Genomic DNA, 20,882 nt, shown 5'->3' on the forward strand with positions numbered 1-20,882 from the left:
ATTTACTTCTTTATTTATATTCAGCGCTCTGCTCTGCTACCATCATTAATTCTTCTTCTACTTCTTTCTCTATTAAATGCACCACACTCAACTTACCACTTATTAATCGTGGTAATAACAAATCACGGGTTTCTTGTAATAGTTGGTTTTTTTCTTTCAGAATTTGAATTTCCTCAAAAAACGGAGAAGTTAGATTGTTAAAAAGTAAAAGCGTATCATCATCTGGTATCAAAATATACTCTTGCTTTAAAAACTTAAAATGTCTAGCATAATGAAAATTGGACAAATCGATATTCTTGATAGATATATAGAAATATATAGGCAACAAACTTTTGTTTTTTGGAGAAAGCAATTGTGTGCCATCTGCTCCAGAAGCAAAAGGATAATTGACAAATTTTACTCTTCTTGTGTGATCACCAAAAACTAAAAGTGGTAATGGTGCAAATTGAACAAGATTTTCATCATTCGTATAACCTGCTATAAAATCATCACCTTGATCAATTATCGGATATTTACCCTCTGAAAGGTACTTATCTGTGCTTATTTTGGGTTTTCTTTTGACTGGTTCTAAAACATTATTCAATTTCATTTTCTCCCAACCTTGAGGCATGCCATCTACAATTTTAGTATTTTCATAACCCGGAAAACGCAAACGCACAAACCATTCCTCATAAATTTCTTCTGCCATTTCTTCTAATAATTTGATGCGTTGGTTGTTATTTTTAATCAATGCATCGTAAGATGATAGAATGGAAGCAATCTTATTTTGAAATGGTAATAGCAGGTTAGGTATTTCAATTTTTGAAATAATATCCTGATTAAGAGAGCCCATAGTAGCTCCAAAAGAACCAAGATTTATCATCCATTGTTTATGTTGTTCAGTTCTAAAAAAGTACGATACAAATGTTGGATTATATTCACTATTCAAAAATCTTAATCTTATACAATCAGAACCTTGTATCCACCCTTCTTCATTAGAACTTATTAATGAATGTCTTTCTACAGCACCTTTCCTGCCAAAAACAATATCATTCTTTATTAATCTATGAGATTTTAAGATTGTAGCCATTTCGTCATCAAGGTATTCCAATTGATTTTCTCGTATTTCACCAAAACCAATATTTCTAACATTAATTACAGGAATACCTTGTTCTACATAATCAGATGCTTTTAGTTGTGTACCAAATGGTCCGGTTTGCGAATGAGCTTTTTTTTGCTTTATTAAATCTCCTATTTTTATACGCTTCAACATTAAAACAAATTTTTTAAATTGTTTTCAATTGAATTTTCTAACTCTAATGCTTTTAAAGACATTTTTCTAAACTCTAAACTTTTTATTTCAATTTTGTGTTTGAATTCTTCATTGGTAATATTTTCAGCATCAAGAACCACACCCACATATCTTGCAGCACTCAAAGAATAATCTTGTTCCTCAACATATTCTGTTCTATCGGCTACGTTGCATAAACCCACTACATCGGCATATTTTGCTTCAGGAAAACGACTTTGCAACCAGTCTATATTTGCTTGATAATAGCAAACTTGGTCTGTACAATCTTTCCAATTTTGTTGCAGTTGTTCAATTTGTTTTAATCCATTTAAACCGAAACCGTTCCAGTCTTTATCATTTTTTACTTTGACTTGTTTGTCGGCAAGTACCAACACTTTGAACAAAGTATCTTTGCTAATTTTTAGAGCGGTGTCTATTTCTTTTAATTGATCAGTGTAAACAGATAATTCTTTGGAATAGGCTAATTGTTGATTGTTGGATGCGGTTAGTTCGTTCTGTGTAATGACTGATACTGACAAATTAGGCAAGGTCAATTCATCTATTTTTTGAAGTAAACCACTTTCTACAATTTTTTTGAAAGCATCCGGTTTGTGTTTGGTTTTACTATCTCTAGTATAATTCTGTAATTTGATTATCGTTTGTTGGATTAATGTCCAATACTCATTAAAAGCAGTTGGTACTTTTTCCATAGCTTCGTTAGCTTGGCTGATGTACTGACTAATTAATTCTAAATAACGTTCATTTTCTCCGCGATATAAACGCACAATCGCAGTAAGGTTTTGAATATGTTCTTCTTTCCATTCACGGTGAGCTCGGTCTATTTGGTGATATGTATTTCGGGCATCTATAAAAAGAATTTGGTCTTTACGATCTTTATTTATTTTTTGTTTGTCAAAAAACCACAGCGTAGCCGGTAAGGTTACTGTCAAAAACATATTGGAAGGCATAGAAACCATGCAGTCAACAATACCGCTATCTACAATCTTTTTTCGAATTTCATATTCCGAATTACCAGCATCAGAAGCTGAGTTAGGCATTACAAAACCCGCTCTTCCGTTAGCATTCAACGAGGTGGCAAATAAAGAAATCCAAAGGTAATTAGCATCGGTGATGCTGTCGTTGGTTTTTTTGCCTTTGTTTTTAGGTAAACCATATTTATAAAAACGTTCGTCATTTTTTACAGTACTTTCTTTTACTGATTTTACGTTAAATGGTGGATTTGCCATTACAAAATCGAACTTTCCTAATCCTGCATATGGGTCGTTTTCGTAAGAGTTAGTTTCGATAATTTCGCCACGGATGTTGTTAACCATCAAGTTCATCTTTGCCAAACGCGCCGTTTCTCCCATATATTCTTGTCCGTAAACGTAAATATCATTAAGGTCGTGATTGGCTTCTTTTACGAAAGTTGCACTTTGTACAAACATACCACCTGAACCACAGGCAGGATCGTATATTTTTCCAGCATAAGGTTCGATGACTTCAACAATAAATCGTACTACTGAAGTTGGCGTAAAGAATTCACCTCCTTTTTGTCCTTCACTCATTGCAAATTCCCCTAAGAAGAATTCGTATATTTTTCCAAAAACATCTCCGGTGGCATCCACTGGAATATCAGAGAATGTTTTTAGTAATTGGGGTAGTATATCAGCTTTCTTTTTTTCAATATCAAAGTAGGCTTCTTTAGGTAAAACGTCTTTGAACTTATCGTCTTGAAATTCTTCAATTCCCTCCATAGCCTTTCGTAAAGCTTTAGCCAAACTTTCGTCTCCAGGAAGTTCCAATAAATAATCGTATCGCGCAAAGTCAGGTAAATAAAAACCACATTTTGCCAATGCTATCGAATGAATTGGTCTTTCTAATCTTGTGCCTTTTTCAGCTTCAAATTCTTTAAGAATCTCTGGTTCGTAGTGGCTGTATTTGTTTTCTGCAAATCGTAGAAAAATAAGCCCTAAAACTGGTACGGCATAATCAGCTGCTTTAAGTCCTCCATATGCACGAAGCGAGTTAGCAGAATCCCATAGGTCTTTTTCTAGTTTTTTGAGTTGTTCGTTTGTCATTATTGTTTTGAGAAAATTATTTTTTTAACGTTATTTACCTCATTTAGTACTTCTTGTATTGCTTAAAGTCTATCTTAAGATTTCAAGCTCTCTCTAGCTTGCTGCTAATAAATGATTTTTATTTGTGGTTCTACAAACATACTAAAAAGCAGTGTTAGGAATAGTGTGGAAAACCGTAAAATGTGGAAAACTTATTAGACCTAATTTTGGATATAAACCTTTATAGGTGATCTAGCTTATTTAAGTTTGCAAATTATCATATTACATCTCTTCAATGATATTTATTTTTTATTTATTATCAAGTGACATAACATTGAATCTGCAATTAGCCTTTCCATTTCAGAATGCAATATTTCTTCAATATCCTGCTTTATCTGCAAATAATTTTGTTGAATTATTATGTTATTAATTACTCTTACTTGTGGTAGCTCTTTATAATAATCATCTTCTTTTTTTAGCGCATCATGATCCTTTATAATTTCAGAGTGAAAAATTTTACGTTCTATTTTGCATTTGGGATCATCTGCAGCCATACCAACAAATTCACCTGAACTTAGAGTAGAAATTTTAGAAGGAGAGACGCAGATTCCAATTGTTTGGAGTGGTTTATTGACGTATCAGTACTGTTGATAAAAAGACTTTCTCGGTACTGCATGATTTTCCCAAATCGCTCCGATAATTGTTTAGCTGTATCGCCCTTCACCTGACAAGTAAATTTTTTGCCGATAATGTTTAGAATAACATCTGCCTGCTCACGTCCGTAGTCTTTTCTAAGTTGGCTGAAGTCTTGAATTCCTATGCAAGTAGCTACTTTATTGCTTCTTGTTGTAGCAATTAAACTGTCCATATAGTTAAGATAGATTGTTGGGAATTCATCTAATACTAGACTACTTTTTAGATTTCTTTTTTGGTTTACCTGCTTGATTAATCGACTTACAAATAAAGATAAAACAGCGCCATAAGTTTGTGTTTTTTGAGGATTATTTCCTATGTACACTATTTTTGGATCCAATAAATTATTGATGTCTAATGTAAAATCATTTCCAGCGAGTACATAATAAATCTGGGGAGAAGAAAGTCTTGTCATCTAGATTTTAGCAGAGGTAATTTGTCCTTCTAATTGCTCCATTACATCATTTAAATAGAAAGGGTAATGGAAAATAATTTGTTTTCAATAATATTTAGTTCGTGCTGTGTTAGAAAAGTGGCATCTCTGATAATTAATTTTCCATCGTAAATATTGAAGGGATTTTCAAGAAGGAAGATCCATTTTTAAAATGAAATTACAGATAGTTTTATACATTTTCATATGTTTTACCACAGAATTGTTTTTGATTTCTGGTTTGTCTTTAAAATTACTTTCATATTAAGAAACTCCTCTAGGTTAAGCACAAAAGCATTATGATATTACATGTGCTTTTTTAAGATTTGCTTAAAATAAAAAGCCTTTAAACAGTGATGTTTAAAGGCTTTTTATTTTAAAAATTTCTTTTTAAGCTTCTATTGGCGGAGGAAGAGGGATTCGAACCCCCGGACCTGTTACAGTCAACAGTTTTCAAGACTGCCGCATTCGACCGCTCTGCCATTCCTCCAGTATGTTGCTATCATTGACTGATTGCGGGTGCAAATATAGAATGTTTTTTTAATTGAGAAAAACTTTTTGATGATATTTGACAATAAAAATATACTTCAGTGTCTAAAGCGTACAAGAACAGGCTATTTAAAAAGACCTAAAACAGGCTACTGTTGAAATGGGAATTCCTATTTGGAAAAAGCTTGTAATGCAAACCTTTCGCTATTAGGAAAGGATTAGTTTTTGCTTATAGCAATTTAGTCTACATATTGTATCTGTTTCCAATTAGGCCACTGCATGAAGGCCTTTTGGCGTAATTGTGCTGTGGTCAGTCATTTCTTCTAAGATTATCATGCCCCGATCATGTAGAAGAATCAGATTTTCTAAAATGATTGACAGCATCAAGTATTCATCTGGTTTCAGATCTGACAACTCATTGGCAAGTAGTGCGTAAAGTCTAGCAATTTATGCTAATTCTTCAAGTGAAACACTTCGTTTAAAATTTTCAGCTAGTATCTTTAGAAGAAGATTTGTTAATTTTACTGTCATATGTTTTTAATGTACGCTTTTAAAGGTACGGTATTATAATTATAGCTCTTAAATATTTCCGAGCAATGTAAAACAGGTATAATTGCGTATAGTTGTTGAACGTTAAAACTCTATTTTTACGATCAATTAGAAAATATGACTTTTCTGTAAACGGCAGAAACATCATTCAATTTAAACTAACCAAATAACCAACAAATGAAAATCAAAATTACTTTTGCAGTCCTATTCTGTTTTTTTGTATCGAAAACTCAGGGACAGGCATCAATCAACGAATCAAAAAGAGATAATAGTTTTGCAGATGTGCTTCTCTCAGAAGAGTACAAGCAGGTAGTGACGGACATTGCTAATACAAATGAAAAAGTAGAAGATTTGAACAAAAAGCTCGCGGCAAAGAATGCCTTGGTAAAAAACGACATTGTTGACGAGGACATTAAAGCTATCAACGCAGCGTTGGCAAGTAACAATAGTAGGCTAAAATCCTTAATGCAACTGAAGGCGTCTTTTAGGGAGAAAGAAGAGCAGAAGCAGGTCTATGTAGTTTATTACGATAAGCAGATCGATAATGTAAAGAATGAAATCGATTCCCTGAAAAATGCCATAAGGAACCACACTTCACTCAAAGAAATTGAGTTGACCCAGGACCGAATCAACAAAAAAGAACGTGAAATAAGAATTATAGAACAGGAAAAAACGGATAAGCTTCTGAGTCTTAATACCTACAGATGGTTTATGCCAACACTCAGGAAAATAGACAGAGCAGTGTTTTTCAAGGATATGTACAGCAACAAAACAGATAAAACTATTTTGCTGAATTCTTTTGCGTTAAGCAGTGACAGTAAAGCATCTGCCGTCCAGACTGAAATTGTAACGGACAACCTATCCGCCCTGAGATTATCGTTTGGAAGCGTTGTGTCGCTTTCGACTTCCAAAGACGAAACAGAGGAAACTGCGGAGCAAAAGAAAAAAGAAGAGACAGAGCAGGAAGCATTCAGCAGGCTTATTAACGGAGGTGGAAATTTTTATTTGGAGGCAGTTCTTCCACTTTTATGCACTAATCCCAATAATGGCAATCAATTTACATTTTACGGCTATGGAAGCATTAGAGGGGCAATGGACGTGGAAGGATTTGGAAATGATATCGATACCTCGACGGCAAACTATGCAATTGGCCTTAATACTTATTTTGGGTTGTCTTCAGACAGCAAAAAGTTTAACTTCTTTGTACAGGCAAACGGTACCGTATCAGGCGGAACAAATGATTTTTATAAAAACCTTGGTCTTGTGCACGAAAAAGCTTTCTTTAATGGTAAAATAATTGCTGGAATGACCATTCTTAATAACTTCAGGTTTTCGGCTATGCTATCAGCATATGGCAGTGACGAGAAAATCAGAAGTAATAAAATAACAGTTGGAATTCAGATTCTGCCTGGGCTGTAAATCTTATCAATACAACAAAGACCAACCTCAAAAAAGAAAAAAATCTGTCGATAGATAGCTTTTTTTCTTTTTTCAAACAATTCAGTTTAGAGATCATTTATTATCAAATAAACCAATTTTTGGCTTCATTTGAAATATTCGTTTGATAATATATAAGCTTTTGGTGTGGCAAAAACGAAGGCAACTCAAAATTTTCAATATGATTTTTTGAGTCTATTTCAAAGGGATTTTTCAGATATATTTTAATAGGGTTGATCGAAAGGTTGAGTTAAAAGTTAATTATAGGAAGAAATCATTTTTTGTATTCATATTTGAAAAGGACTTTCGTCTCTTTATATATTAAAAATCGAAAAACATATTAATAAGCTTTGAGCATTACTCTTAAAATCATTAATTTGTTTTGGATTTTTCTAATTATAAAAAAACATTAGAAAAGAGAGTGAAAACTATACATAGAAAGTGCCAAAAACTAAATTAGTTAAAATATAAAATATTTTTGGAAAAAAGTGCCAATTGACATAAAGTATAACTATGAACAATTTATTCCAAAGGAACGAAAATTAAAATATTTATGGATAAAACAAATTTCAAAATTTTAGCTGTAAGACCAATTGTGGGGTGTAGAAGAGAATTCTCGAAGGTACTGAAGCTTGGTGTTATTTATAAATTTTATAATGATTACGAATATTTTAAACAAAATGGTGAAGTTGCAGGGATTGAGGAAAACAATACAGATCAAGTAACAAATATCATTTACACCTCTACAGTACCTGAAGATTTATATAAAATAAAAACTGCCGACGGGCATGAAATAAATTTAAATATTTCATCAGTTGTAGGTAAAAACGGAGCTGGTAAAAGCACGTTACTAGAACTTTTATATGCGCTAAGTTATGCGATTGCAATTAAAGATGAATTAATTGCTGATTATAAATATTATTTAGAAAAATTCGAGGAAACTTCTCATGCTTTTTTTTCGGAAAAATTTCATGCTATACAATATGTAATTGACGGATTACAGTTGGAACTTTATTTCTCAAAAGGAAATTCCATATTTTTATTACGAAACGGGCCCGGGGGGTACAGTGTATTTGAATTTAGCGATGTTGGATGGAAGTATTTAGATAAATTTCATGTGGGCGATTTGTTTTATACAATTGCTGTAAATTACTCCATTTATGCATTGAATGGTTCATTATATGAAAATTTTTGGATGAATTCTTTATTTCATAAGAATGACGGTTACAGGACCCCTATTGTCATTAATCCCTTTAGGACAGCTGGAAATATTGATGTTAATATCGAGTTTCATCTGACGCAAACCAGAATATTATATAATCTTTCAGGTGATTCTATACAAGGAAAGTATATTGTCAACAAAAAAAAGGTAGATAGTTTGCAGTTCAATATTTATCCTGAAGAATTAGATTCTTTTGGGTTAATTAGTTACAAGAATGTCTTCGAACTGTATCAAAAGGATAATAAGGAAAGTGTTGTCATTTTATTTGTTAAACTGATGAAAATTCTAACAGATTATGAGATGGATTCTGATAGTATCGACTTTTTGCAGCAGTCTCTACAAGCTGACTTGAAAATGACGAATATAGATGATAGATATGTTTTTGTTGATAATGAGCTTGATGTCGATTATAAAGACATTACATACTTATGTTTAAAATACGCCATCCGAAAATTATTTAGAATATGCAGTCAATATTTAGAGTTTAATAAATTTTACGGTATTTTGAGTAAAGATAAACCAGTTCCCAGATTGCAAAATATTGGTGAGCTTCTTTTTGCTCTTAAAGAAGATAATAGTCACGTAACGATTAAAATTAGACAAATATTATTTTCTGTTAAAGAAAAATACTTTAATAATAAATGGGAGATTATTCGAAACCCTAGAAATTCAGGCAATAAGGCGTACAGAAATATCGTAGAGATTAATGATTTTTCTGCTATGATAAAAAAGGCTGAGAGCAATAATAATCAGGTACTCGTTGAATACTTGTTGCCAGTCGCATTTTTTAAACCTGAGTTGTTTATAAAAAATGATGATAGCCCAAATTCCGCATCCATTTTTCAAACATTAAGTTCGGGAGAACAACAATTAATCCAGTCAGTACAGTCAATTATTTATCATATAATAAATTTGAACTCGGTTTTTAACTCTTATTCTACCGATAAAATTAGGTATAAATATCTCAATATAGTATTAGATGAAGTAGAGTTGTATTATCATCCAGAGTATCAAAAAAAATTCGTGTCAGAGCTTGTTAATAGTCTTAGCAAGCTTAACATAGAACATATTCTAGGAATTAATATACTTTTTTCAACTCATTCACCTTTTCTCTTGTCAGATATTCCCAACGCTAATATCTTACGCATACAGAATGGTGAAATTATAAATTCGCACAATGAGCTTACCTTTGGATCCAATATTTATGATTTATTGTCCAATGATTTTTTCATAAAAGATGGATCTATAGGAGAGTATGCATTAGCAGAAATTAGGAAGATACTTGATTATACTACTAAGGGGAAATATGATGAAGCAGAACATCAATATTTTAAGGCTATTGCTGCGCTGATTGGAGATGATGTGATTAGAAATAAACTTAAAGAACTTCTGCAAGACGTTGAGTCTTTAGTGACTAGAGAGGAAAAAATAATTTTATTAGAAAAACAAATGCAGGAAATTGCTGCTGAAATTGAAAAACATAGAAAATAATGATTTCTCTTCCAAAAAAAGTAATAGATAATTCCCGTCGTTTGCATTCTGAAGGGGTGGTGAAGATTATAGATTTAAAGGTTAAAATTTTAACTCTCTGTCTGGAATATTATCAATTGCAAAGTAAGGTAGCAAAAGATGAGTTTAAAGATAAACTGTTTGCTTTGAAATGTGATGATGCAATTAAAAGGCAATCTCTTAATTGGTTTCTAAAAAAGTCGACTAGTAGCAAGGATGATGTTGATGGTGAATTTAATAATGTGAAATCCATCAATAACCTCACTAACTATTTTGACTCTAAAAAACGTATAGTAAGTAGGGACTTCACCACACAAAATGAGTTAAGGAAAAGATTGGAATATTTCAAAAGAGAAAGGATACATAAGATTATTAACGGCGGTCCTTCCGATCTTTTGGAAGAAAATGAAAGGTATAAAAAATATTTTCCTGAAAATAGAAGAAAAGATGTTAACAATCAAATATTGAAATTGTTGACTTATCTTTTTGATTACGTTGAGTTTTCAAAGAAAGAGTCAATTTTTTCACCTCACTGGGGTGCATATCAGCTGACTTCTTCCTTAAATGTGAATACTTGCTTGTATTGCAACAGAAACTACGTCATAACAGTTATTAATAGTGGTAAAAATTTTATCAGAGCTGAAATTGATCATTTTTTTGCACAAAGTAGTTATCCAATACTGGCTCTCTCATTTTATAATTTAATTCCCAGTTGCCATATTTGTAATTCAAATTTAAAAAAGGCTACAAATATTTCTTTAATAAACAATCTTCATCCCTATGTCCATAACTATTGCGATGAAAAGGTAAAGTTTACTTATAAGGTAAACAATCCAAGAGCATTTTTTCATGACACTAGAGGACTAAGTATAATTTTGGACACTTCGAAGACTATAAGAATGAAAACGCAAATAGACAATAATATTGAATTATTCAAACTGGATTATATTTATGATCATCACAAGGATATCGCTGAAGGTCTTATGGACCTTCAGCGTAAAACGGTTCCCACGAGATTACAAGATATATATGCGAATATTTTAATTAATAATAGTGGTAAGAAGATTTTCGATAGCGAAAAAGATTTATATGAATTTGCAATTAGAAATTATTTTTCACCTGCTGAATTTTACAAAAGGCCTTTAGCTAAATTTGAAAAAGATATAGCCAAAGAGATCGGTTTAATTTGATTATTTGCAATACCCTCGGAGCTTAAAAAGTAAAAATGAATGAAATTATGGAAATCAATCTTTTAAGTTACCACTTTGAGGAAGGCGCGTCAGCTGAAAACCTTACGCTGACTAAATGAATAGCACTTTTAAATAAGGTTACTGTCGATATTCTTCTTGAATGGCTTGTTGCAATAGTTGCTTTTTGGTGAAGGTGAGGTCACAACTGTGGATTGGATAAAATCAGTGAAACAGGCTTTGAAGGCAATGAGATCATTTTAAAGCCTTTGTTTGGAAAGAGGAGAAAAGCCACCTCTGAGAAATTACGGCCGAGTATAAATACGAGTTTGTAAGATTGGATATGGAAGGCAAATAGGCAATATTACGTAATGGAACAGATTCCCTTAAATTTAAATTATCACAGTATTATCATAAAAAATATGATGCGGTTGCGGTTGAAAGCATCTGAAAAAGCTTCTCTGTTGAAGAAGCAAACAGCCGATAAAGCCGTTCTTTTGAAAGAGGATTCCAATCTTCATAAGCATTGCTTTTTTGGGAAGGCTTGAACCTTAAAACCACCATCTTCAGCGAGGAGGACTTTATATTTATGATGTATCTGTTAAAAAAGATGCCAGTGTTCATTTTCTTTCATTTCTTTCACGGAAAATTTATTAAGTGTGGTATACAGTTTAGAACCTAAGCTTCTGAAGCGCTGTCTTTGCTAAGGTTGTGTTTTTGAAAATGTGCTGCGCCACAATTTTTTCATGAACTTTTTATGCGCGTTTATCCGTTTTTGAATCTTTTAAACTGTTTAAATTCAGGTGTAATTCTTCGTTGAGGTAAATGTACAAATATCTAAAATCTTCTGAAATTTTTTAATCAATAATTTTAAAATTGGACCTGTTAACTTATGAATGAATATAGATGGCAAAAGACTTCAATATGTGCGTATTGGAGGATAGGGGGGGATAAGTTATTTGTAATATGTGATTTTCATTTGTGCCCGTTCATATGTCTGAATACGAATTATAAAATATCATATAAGCTTTTGAGCTTTTTTAGTTCTTCATCTTCATTAGCTTTTGAAGGCATTGGTCTTACTTGGCAAGTATATTTCCTAGTACTATTAAAATAATTTGATTTTTTATTTAGTTTTACAAAGCGTGCTTGGATAAATCTTGAACCAACCATTATTTTTATTGGAGTATTTCCAGCATTTATTAATTCTACTGAAACGCATCCGCAATATCCTGGCTGAACAATTATTGAAATTGCTAAACCTAATCGGCTAAATGAACTTCGTAAAGATAAAATTGCATATACATCACTGGGTAATTTAATGTATTCTAACGTTGAAAATAAAATGGTTTGGGACGGATGGAGTAAAAAACTTTCCCCTACTTTTCTTCTTGTTTCAGTGAAATGACTTTTAATAGGTCTTTTTGACATTGAATCCTCAGTAGTATCAATAAACGCTTCTCTACCTTGGTGCAAAGCTAAAAAGTCTAACCCCACTCTTAAATCGATACTGACTTCTCCGATTTGAGTTTGATCAAGTAATGGCAGGATTATAAGTTCTTTTTTTCTTAACAATTTTTCTAATTCTACTTTTGTAAGAGTGCCACTATTCTCCGATCCAAATATTCTTTTTATAAGATTTCTTGCCATTTTTCAGTGATAGTATAATTAGAAATTGATTTTTCGATCAGATTATTGATTATATGATACTTTTGCCTTGATTCAAAATTCTTTAAGAAATTTGTCTCGGAAGTATTCCAGAAATCCCATCCTAATTTAAATATATAATGCAACTCAGGAACACTTTTTATATTTTGGGGGATCAATTTTAAAAAATCAGATTTTTTAATATCTAACTTTTTGTACCTGATTTTTAATTCTGTCGGACCTGACACACTTAAAACAGAATTAAATTCATCTAATTCTAGACAATTTTTACCGGTTAAAAAATTTTCTACAACTGAAATTCTTTTGTTAGTTGCGGGATGTGTTTCACAATCAGGATTATCAAACGCTATATAATTAAGAAATAGATTTGAGGCATCATTTATATATTGAGCTGCAAACAGATCTGCAAAATATTCTCTTTTATGACAAAGAAATTCATATTCACTGTAATTGGTCGGATCAGTCTTATGATAATTTTTTAGAAATATCTTCTTTGAAATATTCAACTCCATGTCTACAAAGTGACCTAATTCGTGATATAGTACGACACATGATAGATAGTCTCTAGAAAGGACTTTCGGAAGACTTATTTTTATTAGTCTGTGAGTTAATTGGTGCCCATAAAGGGCACCAATTAAAAAATTAATATTGTTAAATTCTTCATTGCTATCGGTCGACTCAAAGTAGAAATCTAAATTTTTATTGGATAGAGAGGTTGCAATAATGAAATTATCTTTATCAATCCAATCCTCTAGCGCATATTCTAGACATGAAATTATTTCATATGGGATAATATTTAGAGTGCTATTATCCAGATATTCAAGACCTTTAAATATATAATTAAGTAAAAAAAAATGATCTTGTAAATTTCGTAAATCAAAGCGTTTGTAATCGCTAGTTTTTATCGCTTTAAATAATTTATATAACTCATCAAAATGAGTTTGTTTTTTTGGATCAGAGTAAATATTACTTCTGCTTTTTGAAAAAGATTCTTCTAACTGTAGAATTTGTAACTCAATACTTTTATAATCCATAAATTATCTATCTTAACAACTCTAAAATTTCGCTATAGACTTCATTATTAATAGAATCGTTTTGGAATGCCAAAAGTTTGTCCTTATATTTAGATATTAGAGTTGTAACCAGAAAATAATGATTATTATCAATAGCAAAAATGTTTTTCTCCCCTTTAGCTATTTCACTAGCCTCAGTTATTGCCGTGTCAATATCAGCCTTATTTTGTAAATTCTTTGAAGATATTATATCTTGCAGGATATTTACGTAAAAAGGCGCTTGTGTTTGCAAGGTGCTTGTTTGTGCTAAATACATAATAGATCTTTTAGGTTTGTTAAAAATAACTACATTCTTATTAACTAATTTAATCAATAATTATTCTAAAAAAACACCTTATCAACAAAAGTTATTAACTTTTGTTGATAAGACATTTTCTCAATCGCGTAATTTCGGCAAAGCTAACATAATTTTTTATAATTTATTAAAATAATTACTGATGGTACTGAAATTAACAATCTATTGATTTCCAATTCGCTAGAATATTGAGACATGTCCTCGGTTTCGATCATTTAAAATGTTAATTACTTATCGTGATTGTAGTAACGTTTTAAATTATAAATCCACTTTTAGATTATGTAGTAATATGATTTCTCTACGGTATTTAAATATTCTAGACAGAACGTTTTAGTAAAGAAATATGATTGTGCTGATTTATCTTGGCAAAACTATGAATGAAAGTTTAATAAAACTTATGTCTGTACAGTTAGTAAACATGTTTGTTCAAAATAATATTTATTAAATCATTCGCGTTCCAGTAAAATAGGATTAGTGGTATAATCAATCTTTACATACGGAACCTCTTGAGAAATTTATTCTAAAAACTATCCTTTAAAAACTGTTTACAGTTTGTTCCTATAAATCGTCCAAGCATTCAATTTTTTTTTGGAAGATGATTCTTTCTCGCTATTGTAGTTCCTGGTAAAAAGGTTGTTTGTACAAAAAAATATTATATTTAAGATATGACTCCAAAAAAGAAAAATGAAAATGCGAAATTGCAAAAAATAGTCACCAGCAAAATGGAAATTAATGAGAGTAATAGTAAGTTAAAGCTAGAAGAATTAAGGAAATACGAAGGATTCACTGATGTTTCGGATTAAGAAGGGAAGGAAATAATTGAAAGCTTATATAAATTATCATTGATAGTTTATGATTACAATACACAACCCAGTAACTCAACAGAAATATGTTAGCTTATAATTGTTCTGTTGTTTTATAAACAGCTGTTAATTAAGTGATTTTTATTGCTGTTAAATTGAAATAATTTTTAGAAATTTAGACTTTTATTGTTTTGATTCTTACCTAATACTTTGGAATCCAGTTCGGAAATCTCTTAAGTTAAACTATTAACTGTGGGTTCTCATTTAATTCCTTATATCTTGACTTCAAATTTTTATTTGTAGCGCAAATAGGATTGTAAGCTTGCAGTTCGGATCGCTCTAAAATCCCAACCTTACTAGAAAAAGTCTAATTTTAAAGAATAGATTATCATACAGACTACTTGCGCCACTATTCTGCCACAAAATTTGAAATGTCAAATTGTTGTCAAATTTGCCTTAGCTTTTCGTGTGAAAAAAATACGAAGTCTACTTTAGGTTTTAATCTCTTGGCGCAGCCGCTAATATTTGACCACAGTATTCTTCAAGAGTTCGTCGTGTTCTTGTAAACTTTGGCAATCGATAGTACTCTAAATCCAAACGGTTAAAGAACTCAAATGAATCTACATATCTTTTTTTATTTTTACTGAAGTAGATACTATCGATTTTTAAAATACCATTTGCTGACGAAGTTAAAGTATCGTTGCTCACAGTAATCATAAATTTGATTGGTTCTGTTGAAGGACCAGCGAATGACTGTGATGTTTTGGAAACCATCAGTTTTATGACGCATTCTTGAGAATAGATGCCTAATGATAAAAAGGCAAAGCCAAGCAATAATATAATTTTTTTCATATGTTTCTTGAAATTTTTATTATGTATAAAATTGATAGTATTAAAAATAAACACATACTTAAGAAATTTATTTCAAATTGATTCCTAAGTAAAAATGTATAAAAGGATTTATTAATAATTTTTAATGGTTTAAGGCATTCAAAATGCATTACTGGGTTTATCTCTTTTTCATTCGTGTAATATTTTATTCTGTAGCTTAATCCAGGTTGAATTAACTTAATCTTAAAATAGGCTAATTTATCCTTAGTAAATTTTGGATCTTCCTGAATTATAGCAGCTGGTGAAATTGCATCAATATCAGGACATAATATTATTGATCTGCTTTTATTTTTAAATTTTAATTGCAGATGAAAATTTTCAATCATTTTATCATTTGATAAATTTTTTATAATTAAATACTTATGGTATAAAGTATCCCCTGCTTTGCTTTTAGCGTCTTGAAAATTATATTCCAAAACGGGAATTTTTGACATACTGTCAAGAGTATAGTTAAACTGCAATGCAAGTATTGCAAGTAGTAATGTTAGAAAATAAGGGACTTTATCTGTAATTAAAATATTAGCTGGATTATTCATTTTGCCTACTGGTATCTATATTATTATACAATAAATATGATAGTTCTTCAATACATTTATTTAAAAGTATTTTTTTATAATGATTAAATTTAAATAGATTTTTAAAAACATTTTTTTCAATTAAAAGGATTAAGATTATCATAATTTGACATCGTATTTGATAAGTAATATGATAGAAAGACAGAGAATAACTGCAGCCCAAACCTTGCTTCCTAATTCCTGGCAGTATTTTAAATCGGCAATCTGTAGGGTGCTTAGTCTGTTTGCTTTATTTTCTCCAAATAAAAAGATGTATTCAACCAAAAGAAAAATAGGAGGTCCTAAAAGCCATATAAAATATATTGCAATGTCAAGTATATTATATGGAAGTCCGTTATGTGCTTTTTTTAAAGAATCGAAAAAGGGAGCATCGATAAAAAGTAATTTTGATACGCTAACTAATAGAACAATAATTAGAGCTGTTAAAAAAATGAAACTTCCATAGGGGCTTCGCCATAATTTCTCGGTTAGCTCATCTTTATATATTTTTTGTTTTAAGTTTTCTACTCTATTTTGCATATCTTTTATATTAATGGACATTAATATATGATCTAGGTCTTTTAGAAAATGTTCTTTTTCAGATGTATTCATATATCTAATATTTAAATTAGTTAATATTTATTTTTATTCAAGTATCAAATGAGCAGATATTCTTGAATGATTTATTCAGACACTTATAAATGATATCTCTTGAATAATGATGTTTTCTTTTTATTTTAGAGCTTTTGATTAATATCAAGTTCGTTGAATATATTTATCAAAAGATTTAGATTTGGAAAAAAGTATCGGGTGATTTTTTTTGAAGTTTTAATTTTTTTGAAGTGTCATTTGTGAAGAGTTTCCTTTATATATTTCATCTTTTTTTATCCATTCGTCATCAGAAGAATAATACCCTTCGAAGAAATCAACATAATCATCACCGTTTGACTTTAGTATTGTGCCAATAATTCCGCCTAGCTCTATCGCTGCATCTTTTACGAGTGATATTGTTACACCGGATACACCTGTTCCTAGTGAAATTAAAGAAAGTAGATTATTGAGTTTAGAATTTTTTATAGCTTCAGAGGTATCATTTACAGCCTTTCCAAATTTGCGTATTTCTTGGTCTGATTCCCATATTTGAATTCTTAAAGCAATACCGCCTTTAACATATCTCTTGGGGAACAACACAATCCCATTACCTATAAATTCCCGAACATTTCCTGCTTTCATAGGAATCAGAACTGATTCTGGCTGAACATCTTTACCAGGATAAAGATTTACGGGCTCCCCACTTAAATCCCATGCCCATGCGATAAAATAGATGTTATTGGTAGAACCTAGTAGATTGTTTAAAAAACCGCCGAAGCCTTTTTCTAATTTTAATTTTTTTAGATATAAACCTCGCTGATCTTTTGAGGTAATGAGTTCGAAAGAATTAGGTTCAATACTTTTGGAAACCTGATCTAATTCTGAAAAAGTAGATACAGATTCCAACATTGACGCTTCGGGGATGTCTTTTTTAACACTTACTGAAAAATTGTTGATTGATCCAACTTCAATTATTGCCATGATTTGCCGATTTAATGATTAATATTTTTTAAGTTGTTTTATTATTAGGTGTTTTTAATAATATTGCGACAGCAACTTCCCATCTCTGTAATACTCGGTTTACATGGAAGAAGCCCCCAGAATTAGTTGTTATATTTGTAATTGTGGATACGAAACTAATCAGAGAGCCTTCGCGGTCAATCAATTCAATTAACGGACTTAACCAGTCCACATTTTTTAAGACCATATTTTCAAAAATATGAGGCTGTAAATCGATTATATTGATGCATATGCAGTCAAAGAGAACAAGTCTCAATTCTTCTATTTTTAGATTTTCATTTTCGATCATCTCGTATAATACAGCTGTTACAGCATTCCGAAAAACTAAATTCGTGCCTCTTACAATTTTGTATACCGTTGGTTGGTCAAGTACAGATAAGTTGATCATTATTTTGAACCATTCTTCTCTAATATCTTCCATACTGTCTATGTGATTTAAAAAATTACGAGCAGTCATTGGATAATTATCAGTTTGTTTAAAAATAGTTAAAATAGGACCAATCAAATTTTGTATAGATTCTTCCGTATAATCCTGCAAACTGTTAAGCCATTCAGGATCAAGTTTTAAATTTGAAAGACACAGATAATAATATTGGGGAATAAACTGATTGGCTAAAATGTTTAATAACAATCTTCCTCTGTTAGAATGTTTAAAATTTTGATTGTGACTTAGTAATTCGACTATAGTTTGAAGATCAATAACCATTTTATGGGATAATCCTTTAACATTATTTAATATTGTAAATGAATATGATAGTCTTGTAATGATAGTTAAGCTCTCTGGACCGGATAAAGTTTTTTCAAGTTTTTTTGAATTTTCACAAGCGTTTTTAATTAAAGTTTCAATTTTTTCAACTTCTACATCTTCAGGAGCAATAAGTATTGCAGGAAAAATGTAATGTAATAACTGTAAGAGTTCAGATATTTCAGGATTGTATTTTTGATAACTTTTCAAGGTTCTTATTTCTTCAAACTTTCCCAGGTTAAAAAGCATTTCTTGTTCCCACCGGTCTGCAAGGCCCATTCCTGTGGCAGTTAACTGGAAATTTATTTTTTTTGCATATGAATATAATTTGTATGCTTCTTTAAACTGTTGTCTATTTGTAAGTCTCCTTCCTGTTTTTCCATATACTTTTTTAAAATAACTATCCGGAAGCTGTAATACATCAGATGCTGAAACCCTTCCAGTTTTGGCGAATTGTAATAAGACTGCAGCCGATTTTGGCAAATCGAAATCATCTGCACCAATAAAGGAGGAGGCGGCTTTTAGTTCTGAAAGGCTATAGGAATCCAAATCTGATTTCCCTTCTGATAACATTAGTTTATGATATATACTTTCTGCTTTCGATTTTGAGTCATTTTGTTGATCAAAGTATGTGATTACTGCTTTTCTTATTGTAATTGCTAGTTCGGACTGTTGTTCCATAATCATACGGATCATAATTCGACGTAAATCTTTTCTATGCCAGATTTCGTTTTCATTTAGTCTGTAGGACAACCAGCCGTAAGATTCAAGATCGTTAAGCAAATTTTTCTTTGTCTGAAGATCCATTTGAGGTAAGTCCAAAATAGGGGATAAAACATCTAATAAATCTGTTGTGATATATCTGAGAATTAAACCAGGATAAGCTATTTTTCTTACTGTGTTGTTTGCTATTCTATTCAGCACTCGTCGGTATATAATTCCGGTGTAAAATTCATCACGAATAATTGACTTGCTATCTGTGAAAATTTCATTTTCAAGGATTTCAAATGGGATGTTCTGGTCTTTGAGTATCTTACTAATTAGTTTGAGTTCTAAAGGCCGTAGAGGAACGCTTTTATTTTTTAAAATTGATTTGATTGTTTGGTTATCGTTACCTAATTTTTTTAAAAAAATAGCAGCAGTAGCTTTATCAAAAACATCAAGAAAAATGGTATTGTATTCATCTGTTTTAAAATCCAACTGATCCTGAATTCTACCCGATAATATAACTTTTAGGGATATACCATAAAGACTGCTGTAAATTAGATTAATAAAATTTTGTAATTTTTCAAATGACCTCTGCTGGAAGACTTCCTCGATTGTATCGAAAACAATTACTAATGGTTTTCCTGTCCTTGAAATAATACGTTGGACACCTATTAGGCTTTTTTGGCCTATTTTGTCGTATTCTATCGATTCCAATACATTTGCTCTTGACGTACTGTAATTTTCTGATGTATGATGATTTAATTCTAATAAATGATGAAGTTTATCTCTTTCATTTGGAAATTGAATTCCGACCTGCTTGATAAGCTCCTCTATAAGCCATGTGGTGTCTTGTGAGCTCATTCCGGGACGGTCAAAGTCAATAAGCAGCAGTGTTGCTGATTTAAGTTCAAGTATTTCGACGCAGGTTTTAGCTAAAAGAGTTGATTTTCCAACTCCTCCGACTCCTTTTATAACCATGGTATCCCAAGACCACGGATTAGATTCAGCAATAAATGATCTTAATTTTTTTAATTCAGTTTTCCGACCGACAAAAGTTTCGGTAAGGTGACGGTAATTGTCAATAAATGACTTTAAATCCAATATTTTCTTTACCTTATTAAGATCAGGTTTGGTAATATCAATATTAATACCCTCGATACTTTCCAGAACTGCAGATAAAAGCATCAATTCATTTCTGTCCATTTGTTCTAAGGAAAAAATCCTATCATCAAATAATATTTCTCTCAATAATCTGCCAAAATTATCAGTTGCAGGTAGCGTTTCCTTATATTTATCTAGAGATTTTATTGCAATAAAAAGCTCTGTTAAAACAGCTTTTCTCTTATTGGTTTCGAGCATCCACAATACTTTTTGTTCCGTCGCATCTATATTACAATAAGGAATTAAAGCATTTAGTATAATGGTTTTGTCTGCTTCACTTTCGGCTTCGACAATTGAATTTGGGGTGAATTTTCCGGAAAATGCAGCTTTTACAAATGCATTTTCTATTTTCTTTTTTAAATTTTCATCAAGTTCTAAGCAAGGTTTGGAAAGTAATAATTCATCATCTAATTCTTTTAAAAAATCTTCTTTACTAGGAATTTTCCAGTCATTTTTTTGCTCATTAACTGCGGAATCATGATCTCCAAGTTCCATTTTGGCTATATAGTTTGGTCTAATTTCCATAT

Annotated in this window: 15 protein-coding genes and 1 tRNA gene; 3 read left to right on the plus strand and 13 right to left on the minus strand. The window is 31.1% G+C overall.

Going from position 1 to position 20,882, the window contains the following annotated elements; genetic code table 11:
• Positions 1–10: 10 nt before the first annotated feature.
• The 5 genes from P2W65_RS11315 to P2W65_RS11335 all read right to left on the minus strand — a co-directional run bounded on the left by P2W65_RS11315 (position 11) and on the right by P2W65_RS11335 (position 4,943).
• Entirely contained in the window at positions 11–1,252 is a 1,242-nt protein-coding gene (locus tag P2W65_RS11315; RefSeq protein ID WP_289665620.1) for a restriction endonuclease subunit S, read from the minus strand.
• Complete coding sequence (locus P2W65_RS11320; RefSeq protein ID WP_289665622.1) at positions 1,252–3,351, minus strand: type I restriction-modification system subunit M; 2,100 nt, start codon at positions 3,349–3,351, stop codon at positions 1,252–1,254. The genes P2W65_RS11315 and P2W65_RS11320 overlap by 1 nt, the downstream gene beginning before the upstream one ends.
• Positions 3,352–3,632: 281 nt before the next feature.
• The gene (locus tag P2W65_RS11325) at positions 3,633–3,884 is read right to left on the minus strand and encodes a hypothetical protein (protein WP_289665624.1); all 252 of its coding nucleotides are present in this window, start codon (positions 3,882–3,884) and stop codon (positions 3,633–3,635) included.
• A gap of 20 nt (positions 3,885–3,904) precedes the next feature.
• Complete coding sequence (locus P2W65_RS11330) at positions 3,905–4,438, minus strand: type IV secretory system conjugative DNA transfer family protein (RefSeq protein WP_289665625.1); 534 nt, start codon at positions 4,436–4,438, stop codon at positions 3,905–3,907.
• 417 nt (positions 4,439–4,855) lie between these two features.
• Positions 4,856–4,943, minus strand: a tRNA-Ser gene (locus P2W65_RS11335).
• A gap of 725 nt (positions 4,944–5,668) precedes the next feature.
• Between P2W65_RS11335 and P2W65_RS11340 the strand changes: the two genes are divergently transcribed.
• The 3 genes from P2W65_RS11340 (at position 5,669) to P2W65_RS11350 (ending at position 10,849) form a co-directional block, all read left to right on the plus strand.
• Complete coding sequence (locus P2W65_RS11340) at positions 5,669–6,910, plus strand: coiled-coil domain-containing protein (protein WP_289665627.1); 1,242 nt, start codon at positions 5,669–5,671, stop codon at positions 6,908–6,910.
• Between the two features lie 571 nt (positions 6,911–7,481).
• On the plus strand, positions 7,482–9,641 hold the full coding sequence (locus tag P2W65_RS11345; RefSeq protein WP_289665628.1) for an AAA family ATPase: 2,160 nt from the start codon (positions 7,482–7,484) through the stop codon (positions 9,639–9,641).
• Positions 9,641–10,849 carry a hypothetical protein gene (locus P2W65_RS11350; protein ID WP_289665630.1) on the plus strand — a complete coding sequence of 403 codons (1,209 nt, stop codon included), beginning with the start codon at positions 9,641–9,643 and terminating at the stop codon, positions 10,847–10,849. The genes P2W65_RS11345 and P2W65_RS11350 overlap by 1 nt, the downstream gene beginning before the upstream one ends.
• A 1,005-nt stretch (positions 10,850–11,854) precedes the next feature.
• Here P2W65_RS11350 and dcd read toward each other — a convergent pair.
• From dcd to P2W65_RS11390, 8 genes are all read right to left on the minus strand, one after another.
• Entirely contained in the window at positions 11,855–12,496 is a 642-nt protein-coding gene (gene dcd / locus P2W65_RS11355) for a dCTP deaminase (protein ID WP_289665632.1), read from the minus strand.
• The gene (locus tag P2W65_RS11360; RefSeq protein WP_289665633.1) at positions 12,478–13,548 is read right to left on the minus strand and encodes a hypothetical protein; all 1,071 of its coding nucleotides are present in this window, start codon (positions 13,546–13,548) and stop codon (positions 12,478–12,480) included. The genes dcd and P2W65_RS11360 overlap by 19 nt, the downstream gene beginning before the upstream one ends.
• A 7-nt stretch (positions 13,549–13,555) precedes the next feature.
• Positions 13,556–13,843 carry a hypothetical protein gene (locus P2W65_RS11365; RefSeq protein WP_289665634.1) on the minus strand — a complete coding sequence of 96 codons (288 nt, stop codon included), beginning with the start codon at positions 13,841–13,843 and terminating at the stop codon, positions 13,556–13,558.
• 1,340 nt (positions 13,844–15,183) lie between these two features.
• On the minus strand, positions 15,184–15,537 hold the full coding sequence (locus P2W65_RS11370; protein ID WP_289665635.1) for a hypothetical protein: 354 nt from the start codon (positions 15,535–15,537) through the stop codon (positions 15,184–15,186).
• On the minus strand, positions 15,534–16,112 hold the full coding sequence (locus tag P2W65_RS11375; protein ID WP_289665636.1) for a hypothetical protein: 579 nt from the start codon (positions 16,110–16,112) through the stop codon (positions 15,534–15,536). Before P2W65_RS11375 ends, P2W65_RS11370 begins: the two co-directional genes overlap by 4 nt.
• 138 nt (positions 16,113–16,250) lie before the next feature.
• Positions 16,251–16,742: a hypothetical protein gene (locus tag P2W65_RS11380; protein ID WP_289665637.1), complete on the minus strand. Its 492-nt coding sequence runs from the start codon at positions 16,740–16,742 to the stop codon at positions 16,251–16,253.
• Between the two features lie 216 nt (positions 16,743–16,958).
• Positions 16,959–17,702, minus strand: coding sequence for a hypothetical protein (locus P2W65_RS11385; protein ID WP_289665639.1), 744 nt, complete (start codon positions 17,700–17,702; stop codon positions 16,959–16,961).
• Positions 17,703–17,730: 28 nt separating this feature from the next.
• Positions 17,731–20,880, minus strand: coding sequence for a P-loop domain-containing protein (locus P2W65_RS11390; protein ID WP_289665641.1), 3,150 nt, complete (start codon positions 20,878–20,880; stop codon positions 17,731–17,733).
• Between the last annotated feature and the right edge of the window lie 2 nt (positions 20,881–20,882).

This window comes from Flavobacterium panacagri (assembly GCF_030378165.1).
GTDB lineage: Bacteria > Bacteroidota > Bacteroidia > Flavobacteriales > Flavobacteriaceae > Flavobacterium > Flavobacterium panacagri.